General features: G+C 38.7%; 14 protein-coding genes. 1 reads left to right on the top strand and 13 read right to left on the bottom strand.

Annotation, left to right across the window (positions count from 1 at the left end; genetic code table 11):
- Positions 1 to 124: 124 nt before the first annotated feature.
- The 6 genes from FCS21_RS03605 to FCS21_RS03580 form a co-directional block, all read right to left on the bottom strand.
- The gene (locus FCS21_RS03605) at positions 125 to 1,411 is read right to left on the bottom strand and encodes an amidohydrolase family protein (protein WP_138620934.1); all 1,287 of its coding nucleotides are present in this window, start codon (positions 1,409 to 1,411) and stop codon (positions 125 to 127) included.
- 9 nt (positions 1,412 to 1,420) lie between these two features.
- Positions 1,421 to 2,890 carry an amidohydrolase gene (locus FCS21_RS03600; RefSeq protein ID WP_371287210.1) on the bottom strand — a complete coding sequence of 490 codons (1,470 nt, stop codon included), beginning with the start codon at positions 2,888 to 2,890 and terminating at the stop codon, positions 1,421 to 1,423.
- A 190-nt stretch (positions 2,891 to 3,080) separates the two neighbouring features.
- Positions 3,081 to 3,704 carry a protein-methionine-sulfoxide reductase heme-binding subunit MsrQ gene (gene msrQ, locus FCS21_RS03595; RefSeq protein WP_138620633.1) on the bottom strand — a complete coding sequence of 208 codons (624 nt, stop codon included), beginning with the start codon at positions 3,702 to 3,704 and terminating at the stop codon, positions 3,081 to 3,083.
- 14 nt (positions 3,705 to 3,718) lie between these two features.
- Positions 3,719 to 4,735: a protein-methionine-sulfoxide reductase catalytic subunit MsrP gene (msrP, locus tag FCS21_RS03590; RefSeq protein ID WP_138620632.1), complete on the bottom strand. Its 1,017-nt coding sequence runs from the start codon at positions 4,733 to 4,735 to the stop codon at positions 3,719 to 3,721.
- Between the two features lie 121 nt (positions 4,736 to 4,856).
- Positions 4,857 to 5,219, bottom strand: a complete 363-nt coding sequence (locus FCS21_RS03585; RefSeq protein WP_138620933.1) for a glutaredoxin family protein — start codon at positions 5,217 to 5,219, stop codon at positions 4,857 to 4,859.
- Positions 5,220 to 5,372: 153 nt separating this feature from the next.
- Positions 5,373 to 5,927, bottom strand: a complete 555-nt coding sequence (locus FCS21_RS03580; RefSeq protein WP_138620631.1) for a DUF2058 domain-containing protein — start codon at positions 5,925 to 5,927, stop codon at positions 5,373 to 5,375.
- Positions 5,928 to 6,201: 274 nt separating this feature from the next.
- On the opposite strand from FCS21_RS03580, the gene FCS21_RS03575 reads away from it, so the two are divergent.
- On the top strand, positions 6,202 to 6,480 hold the full coding sequence (locus FCS21_RS03575; RefSeq protein ID WP_138620630.1) for a peptidylprolyl isomerase: 279 nt from the start codon (positions 6,202 to 6,204) through the stop codon (positions 6,478 to 6,480).
- Positions 6,481 to 6,609: 129 nt separating this feature from the next.
- Here FCS21_RS03575 and FCS21_RS03570 read toward each other — a convergent pair whose 3' ends face one another.
- The 7 genes from FCS21_RS03570 to FCS21_RS03540 all read right to left on the bottom strand — a co-directional run bounded on the left by FCS21_RS03570 (position 6,610) and on the right by FCS21_RS03540 (position 16,155).
- Complete coding sequence (locus FCS21_RS03570) at positions 6,610 to 7,905, bottom strand: inorganic phosphate transporter (protein ID WP_138620629.1); 1,296 nt, start codon at positions 7,903 to 7,905, stop codon at positions 6,610 to 6,612.
- Between the two features lie 10 nt (positions 7,906 to 7,915).
- Positions 7,916 to 8,596: a TIGR00153 family protein gene (locus FCS21_RS03565; RefSeq protein ID WP_138620628.1), complete on the bottom strand. Its 681-nt coding sequence runs from the start codon at positions 8,594 to 8,596 to the stop codon at positions 7,916 to 7,918.
- A gap of 231 nt (positions 8,597 to 8,827) precedes the next feature.
- On the bottom strand, positions 8,828 to 9,529 hold the full coding sequence (gene phoU / locus FCS21_RS03560) for a phosphate signaling complex protein PhoU (RefSeq protein WP_138620627.1): 702 nt from the start codon (positions 9,527 to 9,529) through the stop codon (positions 8,828 to 8,830).
- A 114-nt stretch (positions 9,530 to 9,643) separates the two neighbouring features.
- On the bottom strand, positions 9,644 to 10,483 hold the full coding sequence (gene pstB, locus FCS21_RS03555) for a phosphate ABC transporter ATP-binding protein PstB (protein ID WP_138620626.1): 840 nt from the start codon (positions 10,481 to 10,483) through the stop codon (positions 9,644 to 9,646).
- Between the two features lie 129 nt (positions 10,484 to 10,612).
- Positions 10,613 to 12,250, bottom strand: coding sequence for a phosphate ABC transporter permease PstA (gene pstA / locus FCS21_RS03550; RefSeq protein WP_138620625.1), 1,638 nt, complete (start codon positions 12,248 to 12,250; stop codon positions 10,613 to 10,615).
- Positions 12,251 to 12,365: 115 nt separating this feature from the next.
- Positions 12,366 to 14,681: an ABC transporter permease family protein gene (locus FCS21_RS03545; RefSeq protein WP_138620624.1), complete on the bottom strand. Its 2,316-nt coding sequence runs from the start codon at positions 14,679 to 14,681 to the stop codon at positions 12,366 to 12,368.
- 439 nt (positions 14,682 to 15,120) lie between these two features.
- Positions 15,121 to 16,155: an NAD-dependent epimerase/dehydratase family protein gene (locus tag FCS21_RS03540; RefSeq protein WP_138620623.1), complete on the bottom strand. Its 1,035-nt coding sequence runs from the start codon at positions 16,153 to 16,155 to the stop codon at positions 15,121 to 15,123.
- Between the last annotated feature and the right edge of the window lie 78 nt (positions 16,156 to 16,233).

Below are 16,233 nucleotides of genomic sequence, written 5' to 3'. Positions count from 1 at the left end.
AGAAATGAATAAATAATGACTGAGGTTGACATAAAATAACAACCCATATGTTGAGTGTTCAACACTACTTTACATATGGGTTTAATCATTAACACTTAGCGATTAAGATTTTAATGGTTAAGTGTTATTTTGTATACGCTCGGGGTAGTTCAGTAGCGCTAATATAACGATCACGTAAGGCGTCTTGGCGTGACTTTAACGACATTGCTTGCCCATTAATCCACATAGCATCAACTTTAGTACTGATTTCAAACGGGTCGCCACTCCATAACACTATATCAGCATTTTTACCGACAGCGATACGCCCAGTATTTAAGTTAAAGCTATCAGCAACATTAGCAGTAATAGCGGCTAATGCTGTTGTTTTAGCCACTCCATTAGCCACCGCTATACCGGCATCAAAGCGTAATTGATTAATATTATAACTTTCACCACTATTACTGATGATCACTTTTACGCCAGCTTTTGTCAGCTGGGCGACATTGGTCAGTGAATTGTGTAACGAGTCAAAACTACTAGGTAAGTTATTAATGGCGCTCATCATTACCACCACATTGGCATTGGCTATTTCATCGCTAACCAACACCGCATCACTAGCGCCAGCAAGTACTAAGTTAAGATTAAATCGTTGCTTTAAGCTAAGTAACGCTAAAATATCAGTGGCTCTATCAGCATAAGCAATTAATGGTTTATCTCCTGATAACAGCGCATTGATTACCTGCGCTTCACGTGAAGGTGTTTTATCTTCTTTTTCATCTACTGCTTGTGCTGTTTCTGCTTTAACTAAGGCTTTTTTTGCATCTTCCAACTGATTAGATAATGTTTGTAGTTTGATTGCGCGCGAGCCTTTTTTATTTGCGCCTAGTGACACAATGACCGCATTTTGTTGACTCATAACGCTGTCAAAACTACCCGATAAATTCACAACAAAGCTTTGTCCGGTGATAACGTTTTCACCGCCATAAGGCATAACTAAACTGGTAGTTATGCCACCTTTACGGGCATAAGGAATTAACGTTGACTTAGGGTTAAACGCTAAGCTGGCATCAAAGGTAACATCGGCTTTTTTATCAGCGCTATCACGAGTAGTGGCAACCGATCCGACTTCAACCAAACCCAGTAAGTTACCAGAAGCAATAAAACCAGGCGTTAAAATGCGCTCTTTAGCATCAATAATAATATCAGCGCTCAGCGAAGCAGGTAGATCATCTTTGCTATATACCGCACTAATTTTACCATCGTCAACCATCACCGTTGCTTGTGATAAAACACCTTGCTCGGTCACAGTATAAACCGTGGCATTAGTGATGGCGATAGACTCGGCGTGTACTTGACTCGCCGTTGCTACTGTTATTACTAGTACGCTAAACAAAGCGTAACGCAATGAAGTCAGTAATTGAGTATTTTTCATCATTGATCCCTATTCTTTGCTAGCTGATTTAGTAGCAGATGCACTAACTGATTCAATAGCTGATTGTCTGGTTATATTGTCTTGTTGACCTAATAAAAAATCACTTTGCGCTTGGTATTTTTCATCAACGCGGTCATAAACTTTAGCGCCATCAATAAACACTTGTTCCGCTTGCGCGTAAACGCTAAATGGATTCATATTCCACACGACGATATCGGCATTTTTTCCTACTTCTAGACTACCTACTTTGTCGTTAATACCTAGCGATTTTGCTGCATTAGCGGTGATCCACTTGATAGCATCTTCTTCTTTTAGTGCAAAACCATTATCGTTAGCACGATACATAACTTTCGCCGCTTCTTGGTTTAAGCGCTGAATTGTGGTTGCTGAATCTGAATGAACAACGGCGCAAGAATTTTTCACCGCATCAACAATGGCTACATTTTCTTCAACCATGTCAAAAGCTTCCATTTTAAAGCCCCACCAGTCTGGCCACATAGCTGCACAGTTACCATTAGCGGCTAATAAATCAGCAATTTTGTAGCCTTCAATAGCATGGTGAAAAGTACCTGAGTAATAATTAAACTCTTTGCCCAGATCAATCATCACTGCCATTTCTTCGGCTTTGTAACAATGGTTGTGAATTAATATTTCACCCTCTAAAACGCCCATTAAGGTATCAAGCTCTAAGTCGCGTTTTGGTGCTGGTGGATTTTTACCTGCGCTATAGTCGCTGTCGTATTTATCCCACGCTCGTTTATATTCGGTGGCCGCAAGCCAAGCACTTCGATAACCAGCAACATTGCCCATACGGGTAGAAGGTAGCTCTTTTCGACTACCGTAAACACGTTTTGGGTTTTCACCACAGGCCATTTTTAAACCATAAGGCGCGCCAGCAAACTTCATACCTTGCATTGTTACGCTAGGGACATTTTTTAAAGTTACCCCTCGTCCACCAAATAAATTTGCTGAGCCAGGTAAAATTTGTAAACTGGTAACACCACCAGCACGAGCCGTTTGAAAAGCTGGATCTTGTGGCCAAACACTGTGCTCAGCCCACACTTCGGAGGTATTAGGCGATGTCATTTCATTGCCATCAGAGTGCGATTCAACTTGCGGATTAGGGTAAACACCTAAGTGAGAGTGTACATCGATAAGACCAGGAGTGATCCATTTACCTTTCATATCAATAACGGTGGCTTGCTCTGGCGATAAACCACGACCTACTTGAGTAATTTTACCATTAACTAGCACAATATCAGTATTGTTTAAACGCTCACCAGTACCGGTTAATAGGGTCGCATTGGTTAATAAGGTGCTTTTTGCCGGTAATGCTTGGTAGGTACTTGGATAAGGGTTTTTGTTAATAACAACTTTAATATCTTGTTTATCAGTAGGTAGACAAGCTGTTAAGCCAAGTGATAATAAACCTGCCGATAACAAGGTAACGGTGTTTTTTTTACACTTAAATGAGCGCATCACAAAGTGACCCGTCAAATCTGGTGATAATTTACATGAAAAGAAGGTTTTAAGCATGGTTATTCCTGTAGCGAAATATAATGCCTAACACCATAAATTTATTTTAGCAAAACAACAAGCTGATGACGATAAAGTGCCCATTATCTACGTTTAATAGCATCAGCTGTAATGAGTGATAAATACTCGTCATTCAACGTTTTTTTCTAATAAACACCGATAAGCACAATTTTTTAAGCTTCTTATAACGAAATCCTAATAAGATAGTGGCTAACAATAAATAAAATAGCGGTGTAATTATTTCTGATTTAACTGACCAGTAAAAGTGTACGCCAACCAACATAACGATAAGATAACTTACATTATGTAACTGTTGCCATGACTTCCCCATTTTACGTTTAAGGTGATTAATAGACGTTACCGCAAGGGCTGTTAATAATACAAAAGCGAGCATGCCAATAGTAATATAAGGACGCTTAACCACTTCGTTAAAAAATAATGACCAAGCAAATTGTAAGTCAAAAGCCAAAAAATTGAATAAGTGTATTAAAGCATAAACAAAGGCATACACCCCTAGTAACCGCCTAACTTGCAGTAAATAACCTTGCTTAAATTTTTTAGCTAACGGGGAGACGCTTAAGCTGAGCAACAGTAAATTAAAGGCACCAATACCGGTAAAGTTAATAACACTTTCTACGGGATCCGCGCCAAGCTGATCTATAAATGCCAAGTAATATAAGTTTAGTAGCGGTAAAAAAGCCGCTAAATGTATCGCGACTTTTATATAAAAAACTTTACTCGATAATGTGAGAAACATATTGCAATAAAACCTTAATAAAACTTACTCAGATCCATGCCTTTATATAGATGTGCTACCTGCTCGCCATAACCATTAAAAGGTTGTGTTTCTATTCGATTACGGGCAAATAGCCCCCCTGAAGTTATTCGCCTTTCACTGGCTTGGCTCCATCTTGGGTGATCGTGTTTTGGATTAACATTGGCATAAAAACCATACTCATTAGGTGCTAGTTGCTGCCATGTTGTTTTCGGCTGTTTACTGACCAGCTTAATTGACACTATCGATTTAATACTTTTAAAACCGTATTTCCACGGCACGACTAAACGAATAGGTGCACCATTTTGCGGCGGTAAGGTTTTACCATATAAACCAACACTCATTAAGGTAAGCGGGTTCATTGCTTCATCAATACGTAACCCTTCGACATAAGGAAAAGTAATACCGCCACCTAAACGTCTATCATCTTGACCTGGCATTTGCTTAGCATCATCAAGGGTCTGAAAAACAACATATTTAGCCGACGATTTTGGTGACACTTTCTGTAATAACTGAGCTAAAGAAAAGCCAATCCAAGGAATAACCATTGACCAAGCTTCCACGCAACGAAGTCGATAAATGCGCTCTTCTAGCGGAAATAAGCTGGTTAAATCGTCATAATCTAAGGTAATAGGATGATCACACTCACCAGAAACAGTTAACTGCCATGGGTCAACGTTAAAGTGTTGTGCTAACTCGGCCGGTTGATGTTTTTGCGCGCCAAATTCATAAAAGTTATTATGGCTAATCACTTTTTGTTCGGGTGTTTTGAGTAAAGACAGGTTGTCTTTGTCTGCGGTAAAGCTTAATGGCGTTGTTGTAAACTGAGTAGTATTAGCTCTGTCACTACCAAAAAAACCAGCATTGGCTGTTTGAGATAATGCAGAGCCTAATAAAGCGCCTGTGCCCAGAAACCCCATGGTTTTAATAAGCTTTCGCCGTTGTAGATAAACCGCTTCGTCGGTAATATCAGCGGCTGTTAACGCAGATTTTTTGGGAATTTTTATTAACATAAAGGGCCTATTAGGTTTTTCTTATAAATAAACTATAAGCAGTTATATACGTTTGTTATAAGATAAAAGACACATGTTTATGTTAAATAATTTCAATAAGGACTTTTAGCTTGTTAATTATTTACGTTGTGAGCTCTTTTAGGTATTGAACAATATCATTAGACTCATATAACCATTGTATTTGGCCATCATTTTTTTCAATACGTAAGCAAGGTACTTTGCGTTTACCGCCCTCTCGCGTTAGCTCTTCACTATAATTATTTTGACCACTAATATTACGTAGTTCTATTTTCAAGCCTTCACGCTTTATTGTCCGGCGTACTTTCACACAAAAAGGACATGAAGGTAGTTGATACAAACTTAACAGGCGAGTTTTAGCATCAATTTTTACTTGCTCATCTATCGCTCGTTTAGGCGAACTGGGTGAAAAAACAACATTTAATAGTAATATTAATTGGCCTATTGGCCAACGGATAGCTTTCATCAACATAAAATATACTCTTAGGTTTCATCTTGGGTTTAGTTTTTGGTTTAGTATGGTATTTAATTTGTCACAGTTTTAACATGCCTAACGTAACTAATATGTAACAAGTCAGTGTTATACAACCGTGCTAGCAATTTGCCATACTAGCGCTATCTACCACATTAAATCATCCGGTATTTGATAATCTGCATACGGATCATCTTCATCAACTTCTGCTGTGGTGGCGGCTTTATCATTTTGAACTAAAATAATACTACTATTAAGCTCAGCAACTTTAGCTGCGGTTTCACTGGTAACAAGATAAGTCGTTTCATTTAACCCACACAATGCCAAGCGCCCATTCACTAGTGCTTTATGAGTTATGCTATCAAGTACTAGTTTTTTAACTTTATTAGCAAAGGTGTAGTTATACACACTGTCACCGCTCACGCCAGTTATTTGGTGATGTTCAAGAATTTGCTTAATACGTAACTGCTGCTCTTTACTCGCAAGATCATTTTTTCTTGCTTCATTAAGGGCGGTATCTTTAGCCAGCTTTTCTGCTTTTGATAGCGCTAAATCTTGCTTAACTTGCTCTTGTAAGCTAACGCCATGGTCAACCCCACTACGTTGTTGTTTATTTTTCTTACGTTTGTCAGCATTAGCTTGACGGGTTTTTTGTTTGGTGGTTAAACCTGCTTTAAGCAGTTGGTCTTGAAGAGAAGCCATTGGTAATCCTTACTTAATAAGATACCGATTAGGTATCAATACGATAGGTGAATCAAAAAGGTTTATAAGAAAGTAAATTAAACTCTAGATTAAAATTGGCGTTATTCTACCTATATTTATGTGGAAGTGCGAGTCTATACCTTTGTCAATAATATGCTGGTTGTGTCACTGACTTTCAATTATTTATAAGATGCGTTAGGCTATACCGCGAAAATATCATAGCGCAAGCAACACACGCGATACACTCACAAATAACACAAAATAGGAAATAACTATGTCTCAAGCAAGTGCTCGTCACCTTTTAGTCGATACAGAAGAACAATGTTTAACATTAAAAGCAGAAATTGAAGCAGGTAAAGACTTTGCTGAAGTCGCTAAAGCACATTCAAACTGTCCCTCAAAAGCACAAGGTGGTGATTTAGGTAGTTTTGGTCCAGGTCAAATGGTACCTGAGTTTGATAAGGTTGTCTTTTCAGCGCCGTTAAATACTGTACAAGGCCCAGTACAAACTCAATTTGGTTACCATTTATTAGAAGTCACTGCACGCGACTAATATTTTCGTTATGGTTATGACTGGTTTATAAAAAATAATCAATGTAAAGATCAATAAGACTAGCATAAAAAAGCCGCAAATAATTACGGCTTTTTTGATTCTAGTCTTTCCTAGCGAATAAGTAAGCGGTTAACCGAACACTGCTTGCATAATCCAGAAGAAGATTATAGATAAACCGGCACCTACCGGTAAGGTAATAACCCAAGAAACAACAATATTACGTACCACACCTAAGTTGATTGCCGCGATACCACGCGCCATACCCACACCTAGCACAGCACCGACTAACGTTTGTGTTGTTGAAATAGGAAGACCAGCGCCAGAGGCAATCACCACGGTACTCGCTGCTGCCAATTCAGCGGCAAAACCACGACTTGGCGTTAAGTGAGTAATGCCTTGACCGATAGTTGCCATCACTTTATGACCAAATAATGCCAAGCCTGCAACAATACCAAAAGCACCTAAAGGCAATATCCACCAAGCAATGATCGATTGGGCAGCAATTGCGCCATCATTATCAACAATACTTACAACCGCTGCTAATGGGCCAATCGCATTAGCAACATCATTTGAACCATGAGCAAACGCCATTGCACAAGCAGTAACAATCATCAATAACGCAAATACTTTTTCAACGTTTGCATAGTGTGCTTCTTTGGCAAGATCTTCATCAAACTGCAAACGACTAATAAAGAATTTACCAATAATGGCAACAATAGTAGCGATTATGGCGGCTAAGTAAAAACCACCAATACCTTTGATCTCAAAATTAACAATACCTAGGTTTACGTTTTCTAAACCAATATGCTTAAGACCTTTTTTGATGGTAACCAGCGATAAAACAAAGCCGGCAAGAAACATATAAGCAGGTACCCATCGTTTGGCTTGCTCTAGAGGCTTGTCTGTATCAAAAATAAGTTTTTGTGCACTATTAAAGATCACAAAGGCGATAACACCTGAAATAAGGGGCGTTATAATCCAACTACCGACAATACCCGTTACCTTACCCCACTCTACCGCCTCAGGACTGACGCCAACAGCAGCAAAGCCAACAATAGCACCAACAATTGAATGAGTAGTCGATACAGGCCAACCTAAAGCAGAAGCAATGAGTAACCAGGTACCTGCAGCAAAAAGAGCTGAGATCATACCGTAAACAAGTAGCTCTGGCGTATCAATAAAATGACTGCCTGCGATAATGCCTTTACGTATTGTTGACGTTACTTCACCACCGGCAAGGTAGGCACCAGCAAACTCAAAGATCATCGCGATAATAATGGCTTGTTTAATAGTTAATGCTTTGGAACCTACAGAGGTGCCCATCGCATTCGCCACATCATTAGCGCCAATACCCCACGCCATAAAGAAACCAACAACAGCAGCAAGAATGACAAACGTGCTGCCTGAGTTAAGTATAATGTCCATGGATTTAGCCTTATTTTCTAGCGAGAAGTATTTCTAAACGTGCACCTACACGTTCAGCAAGATCGGCTAAGTCACCAACCCAATCAATAATCTGATATAAGAATATTACATCAACTGGATTCAAATCCTTTTCAATCGCTAATAAGTTTTTTCGAAGGATGATTTGTAAATCATCACTTTCATCTTCAATTGCATCTAACTGGTCAATCATTTTTTCAACTAAGATGACTTCACGGCCACTAAAACCGGTTTGTAATAGATCGTCTAATTCATTAATTGCTTCTGCGGCTTTTTCTGTTGCGTCAAGACAGCATACTAAATACACTGAAAATTCTGCTTGTAAGCTAGGTGGTATTTCAAGTTTACGTCCTAATACTCGACCCGCAATGTCTTTTGCTTTATTGGCTATTTTATCTTGCTGAGTTAGCAGCTCAAGTAAATCAGCTCTATCTACTGGCATAAATAAACCACTAGGTAGCTCTAAACGTAACTGACGTTTAAGGCTATCGGCATCTTCTTCTAACTTAGATAGCTTGCGACGAACCTTTGAAGCTTCACTCCAGTCTTGTGCCGTACATGCATTAAAAAATGGGATAAGTAGTTGACTACACTTAATCACTATTTGGATATGTTTTACTAGCGGTTTTATCGGTGATTTTGCAAATACACCTAAGATTGTATTTCTGGCCATAATTGTGTTTCCAGTCAGTATAACTTTCATCATTGCTATTTGCCGCGGATAGTAACCCATTTAACTTATAATGTTAAATGCTAATATCCACTTAAGTGGCTGCATTTGTGGCTAAATTTATCAGTTAACCACAACAATATAAAATTTTTATAACTAAGCGCCACTTGCTATTCTAGCTAATTTATTGAATTTTTTAGCTAATTTATTATTGCTTAGTATAATTTAAAACTCTTATAAATTTTTCATGTTTTCTGCCGTGGTATGGCGTACAACCTTACCTTTTACAAAATATATAATGTATTCGCATATGTTTTGGCAGCGATCACCAATACGCTCAAGTGCTCGTGCCGACCAAATAACCGTCATCACTTGTGGAATTGAACGCGGGTCTTCCATCATGTAGGTCATTAGTTGGCGCATTAGTGCTTCATATTCACGGTTTATTTTATCATCCATTTGATGAATTTTAACTGCCGCTTCATAGTCCATACGGGTAAAGGCATCGAGGCTAGCTTGTAAAAACTCTAGTACTCGTCGACCTAAGTTATCTAAATTAATCAATAAATCTTGCTGCGATGAAGAAAAGCTTTCTAAGGCAACTTTCGCTATTTTCTCAGCTTCATCGCCAATTCTTTCTAAATCGGCAATAGTTTTAACAATAGCCATAATGAGACGTAAATCACCAGCCGCGGGTTGACGCTTAGCAATAATACGGGTGCACTCATCATCGATAGTCACTTCATAAGCATTAACTTGGTAATCATTCGAGAGCACCTTTTTAGCTAACGCTACGTCACTTTGCTCGACAGCGACAAGTGCATCAGCAACTTGTTTTTCTACCAAGCCACCCATTTGCATAACGTTATTAATAACGCGCTCTAAATCTTCATTAAACTGGCCAGAAATATGTCGGCCGACTTGTAAATTATCCATGGGGTTTCCTTTAATAAATATTTGTACTTTGTAGCTAGCTCTTTGGGCTGCTATAGGTGAACATTCTTAAGTAAGCATATTAAGTGAACATTCATGGTAAAACTGTGCTCAAGGTTAACCATATCGACCAGTAATATAGTCTTCGGTTTTCTTTTTAAGTGGCGTGGTAAATAATGTATTAGTATCGCTGTACTCAATTAAGTCCCCCATATACATAAAGGCGGTTTGATCAGACACTCGCGCGGCCTGTTGCATATTATGGGTAACAATAACAACAGTAAATTGCTTTTTGAGGTCGTTAATTAACTCTTCAATAGTCAGCGTAGAAATAGGGTCTAGTGCTGAAGTGGGTTCATCAAGCAATAATACTTCAGGTTGAATGGCAATAGCGCGCGCAATCACTAAACGCTGTTGTTGCCCCCCTGATAGTCCTAAAGCGCTTTCGTGTAACCTGTCTTTTACTTCATTCCAAAGTGCAGCGCTGCGTAATGACTGCTCGGCGGCTTCATCAAGATTTCTGCGATTGTTTTCACCCATAATGCGCAAGCCATACACCACATTTTCATAAATGGTTTTAGGAAAAGGGTTCGGTCGTTGAAATACCATACCTACTTTTCGTCTTAAGTCGGCAACATCCACATGCTTGTCGTAAATGTTATGACCGTGCAGGTTTATTTCACCGGTTATATGACAATCATCCACTAAATCATTCATGCGATTAATGCTACGTAATAGCGTTGACTTACCACAACCACTTGGCCCAATGAATGCGGTTACCTGTCCTTTAGGAATAGACATACTAATATTATTAAGTGCCTGTTTTTTTCCGTAAAATAAATTTAATTGATTAATATCTAGGGCAATTTGCTCTGGCGTTAAGTTAGTTAAATCTAATTTTTTTTCAATCGTTGGCTCTGCGCCAGGTACTAACACTTTTGGACTAATAGAAATCATGATATTTTTTCTCTAGTTATTCTTCATTAATTTTTAATAAACGGGCTAAATAAGCCGAGCTGAGTCAGTTGAGCTAATACACTCAACTGACTCATGGTTATCTTCTTAGCTAAATAGCTGGTGAGCAAATTAGTGCTCTAACATTTTATATCTTTCACGTAATTTATTGCGAATAGACACGGCGGTCATATTCAAAGCAACAATAATGGTAACTAAAAGCAAAGCGGTGGCAAAGACTAACGGACGCGCTGCTTCAACGTTCGGACTTTGAAAGCCTACATCATAAATATGAAAACCTAAGTGCATAAACTTTCTATCTAAATGTAAGAATGGAAAGTTAGCATCTAACGGCAAGTTAGGCGCCATTTTAACCACACCAACTAGCATTAACGGCGCTACTTCACCTGCCGCTCGCGCTATCGCTAAAATAATACCTGTCATAATAGCAGGGCTGGCGATGGGTAAGATAATACGCCATAACGTTTCAGCTTTCGTTGCACCTAGCGCTAATGAGCCATGACGCATTGTTGAGGGAATACGAGATAAGCCCTCTTCTGTTGAAACAATAACAACCGGTAAGGTTAATATGGCTAGCGTTAGCGCTGACCATAAAACACCCGGTGTACCAAAGGTCGGGCTTGGTAAATTTTCTGAATAAAAAAGTTGGTCGAGTGAGCCGCCCACCATATAGACAAAGAAACCTAAACCAAAAACCCCATACACAATGGAAGGTACACCCGCTAAGTTAATAACCGCAATGCGTAGCAGTTTAGTAAAGGCGTTTTTTCCGGCATATTCGTGTAAATAAATAGCGGCGATAACACCAAACGGTGACACAATAACCGTCATTAACAGTACCATAAGCACAGTACCAAAAATGGCAGGGAAAACACCGCCTTCGGTATTAGCTTCTCTGGGATCTTCGATAAGAAAAGCGGTGATCTGGCTAAAGAACAAGGCCGTTTTTTCCAGCACATTCAGTTTATTGTTAAAAGTGACCTTAAGGATATGTTCAAAATTAATGGTGACTAATTGGCCATCCATTGCCCGCATAACAATATAGTCACGCGCTATCGCCGAGCGATATCCCATTAACTCTTGCTCTAATTTTGCATAGTCTTTTTTGAGTATCGCCACTTCGCTGTCAATCTCTGCTTTTACTTGGGCGGTAAGCTCATTTTGTAATTCATACTTACGTGTTTTTAAACGTAAACGTTCAAGTTGGTAGTTTATTGCACCGATATCTGATTTTTGTAAATCATCAATCTGATCTTGAAAGTTATCTACGCGACTTAGTAATTCAGGTAACTTGTTTTGATCAACTTTTTTACCATCAAGGACGACACTATCAATATAACCGTAAAAATTGCCGTTAGTACGTCGCTCAACTACCACTAAATCTTTAGGTGTTTGCGTTTTATTAATGTTATGGCTTAACAACCAACGAAAATCTAAACTCACTAACTCTCGATTACCTGTTTTGATCAGCAAACGCTCTAATACCTCTTGCTTAGGGTCAAGCGCTAAATCTAAATGGGCTAATTGGCTTACTGGTATTTTTTCTCTATCATAAATTTCACCAATTACCACTGTTTTAGCGCCATATTCGTCAGTTAAATCAAATTGATATAACTCACTTGGCCAAAAATATGACAAGCCCCGTGATGCGATAAGCCAAAGTAAACCTAACACTGAAATTAAACTAATACTGACGCCACCTGCTGAAAGCCATATCCAGGGTGAACCTGATTTAAACCAATTATTCATAAATAACTCTTAGTTAGTAAGTAACTATTACCTTGTTGTTAGTACAGCCAAGCTAATAGCTACTTTTCATTAAAATTGTTTGATGTACCGAACACTTATATATTCCATGGAGCTGCTACATTGAGCTGTACTTTTCTCGTAATCGTTGACGAACAAACTCCGCAGCGGTATTAAAAATAAAAGTGAAAATAAAGAGTACAAACGCTGCCAAGAATAATATCCGGTAATGCGAACTACCTACCTCAGATTCAGGCATTTCAACGGCAATATTAGCTGCGAGTGTTCTCATACCTTGAAAAATACTCCAATCTAAAATTGGCGTGTTACCCGTGGCCATTAATACAATCATGGTTTCACCAACAGCGCGGCCAAGTCCCATCATAATCGCTGAAAAAATACCAGGACTGGCAGTCAACAAAACTACTTTTATCAGTGTTTGCCATGGTGTTGCACCTAACGCCAGTGAACCACTGGTTAAATGCCCTGGCACACTAAAGATAGCATCCTCTGCCATCGAAAAGATGGTAGGGATAACAGCGAAGCCCATCGCAATACCAACCACTAAAGCGTTACGTTGGTCAAAATCAATACCAAGGTCGTTAGTTAAATACTGACGCATATCGCCACTAAAAAAAGCAACCTCAAGTACGCCTGATAAAGAAAATGCGGTATAGATAGCCAGTATCATCACAGGTATAAGCAACATTGGCGCTAATGTTTCAGGTAGCTTTTCTTTCCAATGATTGGGTAAGTTATGCCAAGCAAACGCGGCCATTAAGGTTGATAATGGTAGAAAAATAAACAGTAAAAAGATGGCTGGCAAATATTCTTCCATGAGTGGCGCTAACCATAAACCCGCTAAAAATCCCAAAATAACGGTAGGTAATGCTTCCATCATTTCAATGGTCGGCTTAACTTTTTTACGCATACCCGGTGTCATAAAGTAAGCGGTGTATATAGCTGCTGTTAATGCAATAGGCACAGCAAATAACATCGCATATAAAGCCGCTTTAATGGTGCCAAACGAAATAGGGACTAAAGAGAATTTACCTTCAAAATCGTCTGAACCGGAAGTTGATTGCCAAATATAATCAGGCTCAGGGTAACCTTCATACCAGACTTCTTGCCATAGTGCTTGCCAGGTTACTTCTGGGTGCTCATTATGAACACTAAACACTTGCAGGCTTTTTTTACTCGCATCAAGAGGATCATTACCAACAATCGTTAAACCGTTAGCGCGAGGAGCAATCGCCAAAGCTTCTGGCTGACTTGAGGTAAGTTTGCCTTGCCAAAGATGTGCTTCACTTGTGGTGTAAAACACATTAACCATGCCATTAGCCGACATAGTGTAAAAGCTTTTTCGGTATTGCTCGGTATAAATAGCCGCTATTGCGCTTTTCCCTTGCTTATCGTTATCAGCAGTAAAACGTCGAATTTGCTTAAATTCACGCCCCGACTCGGTGGCTACCTCAAACCATTGACTGACTCTGCCACTACTATCGCCAAGTAACACTGAGCTACTCCCTGAAAGTAGTGCCATTGAAGTAAGGTATGAGCCTTTATCATCTAATGTCGGCGTAATCGTGGCTTTGAGCTCAACGTCGTCATCATCATTGAGTGAATAAACATAGACGGTTGAGCCGCTGCGAACAAAAGCGAGGTTTAAATCTGGCGTTACTTTAATTTCATCAACAGATTTGCTTGGTAAGTCAATCTGTTGAAATATAGTTTCATAGTCAACATCATCACCATCGCTAGTCACGCTAAACTCATCTTCAGCAATAAAGCTGGTTTTTATTAAGCGTTTATCTTGGGTAAAACCGACAAAAACAATTTTCTCATCATCCATAGCAAACGCGAGTGTCGATAGCGGTCTTTGTTGCTCATCAATAATCAATGAGTCATGACCCAGTGGGTAGTATATTTGCGGGATTATTTCGCGAGTATCATTAAGGTATTTAGCATAAAAACTGGGTTGCACTAATAATGATTGACCGTTTTCGGTATGAAGTAACTTAGTCGCTGAAAAGGAGTTAACGACATTAACAACCTTAGCTTGATTAAAACTATCACCGGTAAATAACGATGTAGACAGTGCTTTATCGCCAACACTATACTCATTAGTGGCTTGTTCAACACTGGTTTTTAAGTGATAAAAATCAATATTGCCGGTATTGGTGATTTTATATGCCAACTCTTGGAGTTCGTCGACACCACTGGCTAATACATTTTCATTATCAGCTAAATTAAGACTAATATTTACTTTTTGTTCAATTTTCGCTGACTCAAAAATGGGTTTTACCACATAAAGTAAATACAAAAATATTAATACTAGGGTAAATAAAACACTTATCCCCCCCAAAGTGATTAACCATTTTGCTAATGAGTTTTTAACCCCACGACTACGGGTTGAACGAGTAAGAGCTGCCACTTAATTAACCTTATCATCAATAAACTAATCAGTAATTTATTGAATAGAGAGAATGCGATTTAATAATAAAGTCAGTATAAGTCAGTTATGTGACAAATTTATTACAGCAATAAAAAAAGCAGCCTATGAGTAAGGCTGCTTTTTAATGGTTTTATCTTTAAGTACTTTAAGCATTTATACCAAGTCTATTAAGTTATTTCCCACTCAGCCAGAATTAAAAGGCTTAGAGGCAAGGCTTTGATTGAAGAGAATGGTTATTCCCTTGTCAAAATCAATAACGCCGCATGTAAGCCTTTTAAACTGGCCCTTAGGAGCTTATTAGCAAACTGATAACAGCACAAAATTGATGAAATATAGAGTAACTATACTTAACAAATTTTGTTTGTTCTAAGCTCGCTAATAGAGCTCTGAGTTGGGAATAAATTTAATAGAATTGGTATTAATTCAAAAATTTAATATACCAAGGCATGGCTTTATCGATACCCTGCTGAATTTTAAATTCTGGTTCAAAACCAATTAACGATTTAGCTTTGCTAATATCAGCTTGTGAATGTCTGACATCACCTGCTCTAAAATCTTGGTAGATAGGTGATTTTTGGTAATCTACACCATTGGCTTTTAGTGCTAATTTTAAGCTTTCAAATAAGGTATTTAAGCTTGTTCTATCACCTAAGGCTACATTATAGACTTGATTTTTACCATCATCATTGGCTGTTGCCGCTAAAATATTGGCTTGTACGGCATTTTCAACAAAACAGAAATCACGACTAGTTTCACCATCACCGTTAATAAGTAATTCTTCGTTAGCTATCATCGCCGCTGTCCATTTAGGAATTACGGCAGCATAAGCACCATCAGGATCTTGTCGTTTGCCAAAGACATTGAAATAACGTAATCCCGTACAGTTTAAGCCATAGGTTTTATGAAAAACATCTGCATAAAGCTCGTTAACATACTTAGTGACTGCATAAGGGGATAGTGGCTTACCTATGGTATCTTCAACTTTAGGTAAACTAGGGTGATCACCGTAAGTAGAGCTTGATGCAGCATAAACAAAGCTTTTTACATTAGTTTCTTTCGCTGCAGTTAGCATGGTTAAAAAACCAGTAATATTGGCTGAATTGGTTAATAACGGGTCGGCAATTGACCTTGGCACTGAGCCTAATGCCGCTTGGTGCAGAACATAATCAACACCTGTATCATAATGATTTAACGCGGTTTGACAATCTTCTAAGTGGCGAATATCACCGTTAACAAAATGAAAATTTGTCCATTGCTGCTCAGAAACCTGTGTTTGTACTTCATCTAAATTATGCTGATGACCGGTAGCAAAGTTATCAAGCCCTACAACCTTCTGGTTTAACAACAACAGTGTTTCTAACAAGTTTGAACCAATAAAGCCGGCACAACCGGTGATTAACCACGTTTTAGGTGATTTAATAAGTGTTTGTTTAATTTGTTGAAACTGCGTCATAGAATAGATAATCCTTGTTGTTGATACATACTAAAAGGCACAATTAACTAGAGAACCAGATAAATGTGCCTTATATAT

The sequence above is a fragment of the Colwellia ponticola genome (assembly GCF_005885605.1).
GTDB lineage: Bacteria > Pseudomonadota > Gammaproteobacteria > Enterobacterales > Alteromonadaceae > Colwellia > Colwellia ponticola.
The sequence above is the reverse complement of the archived record's forward strand: the minus strand, read 5'-3'. Positions and strand labels throughout refer to the sequence as shown.

Coding starts and splice junctions, on each gene's coding strand:
- FCS21_RS03605 (WP_138620934.1), bottom strand. CDS start 1,411: ATGAAAAATACTCAATTACTGACTTCATTGCGTTACGCTTTGTTTAGC.
- FCS21_RS03540 (WP_138620623.1), bottom strand. CDS start 16,155: ATGACGCAGTTTCAACAAATTAAACAAACACTTATTAAATCACCTAAA.
- FCS21_RS03565 (WP_138620628.1), bottom strand. CDS start 8,596: ATGGCCAGAAATACAATCTTAGGTGTATTTGCAAAATCACCGATAAAA.
- FCS21_RS03570 (WP_138620629.1), bottom strand. CDS start 7,905: ATGGACATTATACTTAACTCAGGCAGCACGTTTGTCATTCTTGCTGCT.
- pstB (WP_138620626.1), bottom strand. CDS start 10,483: ATGATTTCTATTAGTCCAAAAGTGTTAGTACCTGGCGCAGAGCCAACG.
- msrP (WP_138620632.1), bottom strand. CDS start 4,735: ATGTTAATAAAAATTCCCAAAAAATCTGCGTTAACAGCCGCTGATATT.
- FCS21_RS03585 (WP_138620933.1), bottom strand. CDS start 5,219: ATGAAAGCTATCCGTTGGCCAATAGGCCAATTAATATTACTATTAAAT.
- msrQ (WP_138620633.1), bottom strand. CDS start 3,704: ATGTTTCTCACATTATCGAGTAAAGTTTTTTATATAAAAGTCGCGATA.
- pstA (WP_138620625.1), bottom strand. CDS start 12,250: ATGAATAATTGGTTTAAATCAGGTTCACCCTGGATATGGCTTTCAGCA.
- phoU (WP_138620627.1), bottom strand. CDS start 9,529: ATGGATAATTTACAAGTCGGCCGACATATTTCTGGCCAGTTTAATGAA.
- FCS21_RS03580 (WP_138620631.1), bottom strand. CDS start 5,927: ATGGCTTCTCTTCAAGACCAACTGCTTAAAGCAGGTTTAACCACCAAA.
- FCS21_RS03600 (WP_371287210.1), bottom strand. CDS start 2,890: ATGCGCTCATTTAAGTGTAAAAAAAACACCGTTACCTTGTTATCGGCA.
- FCS21_RS03575 (WP_138620630.1), top strand. CDS start 6,202: ATGTCTCAAGCAAGTGCTCGTCACCTTTTAGTCGATACAGAAGAACAA.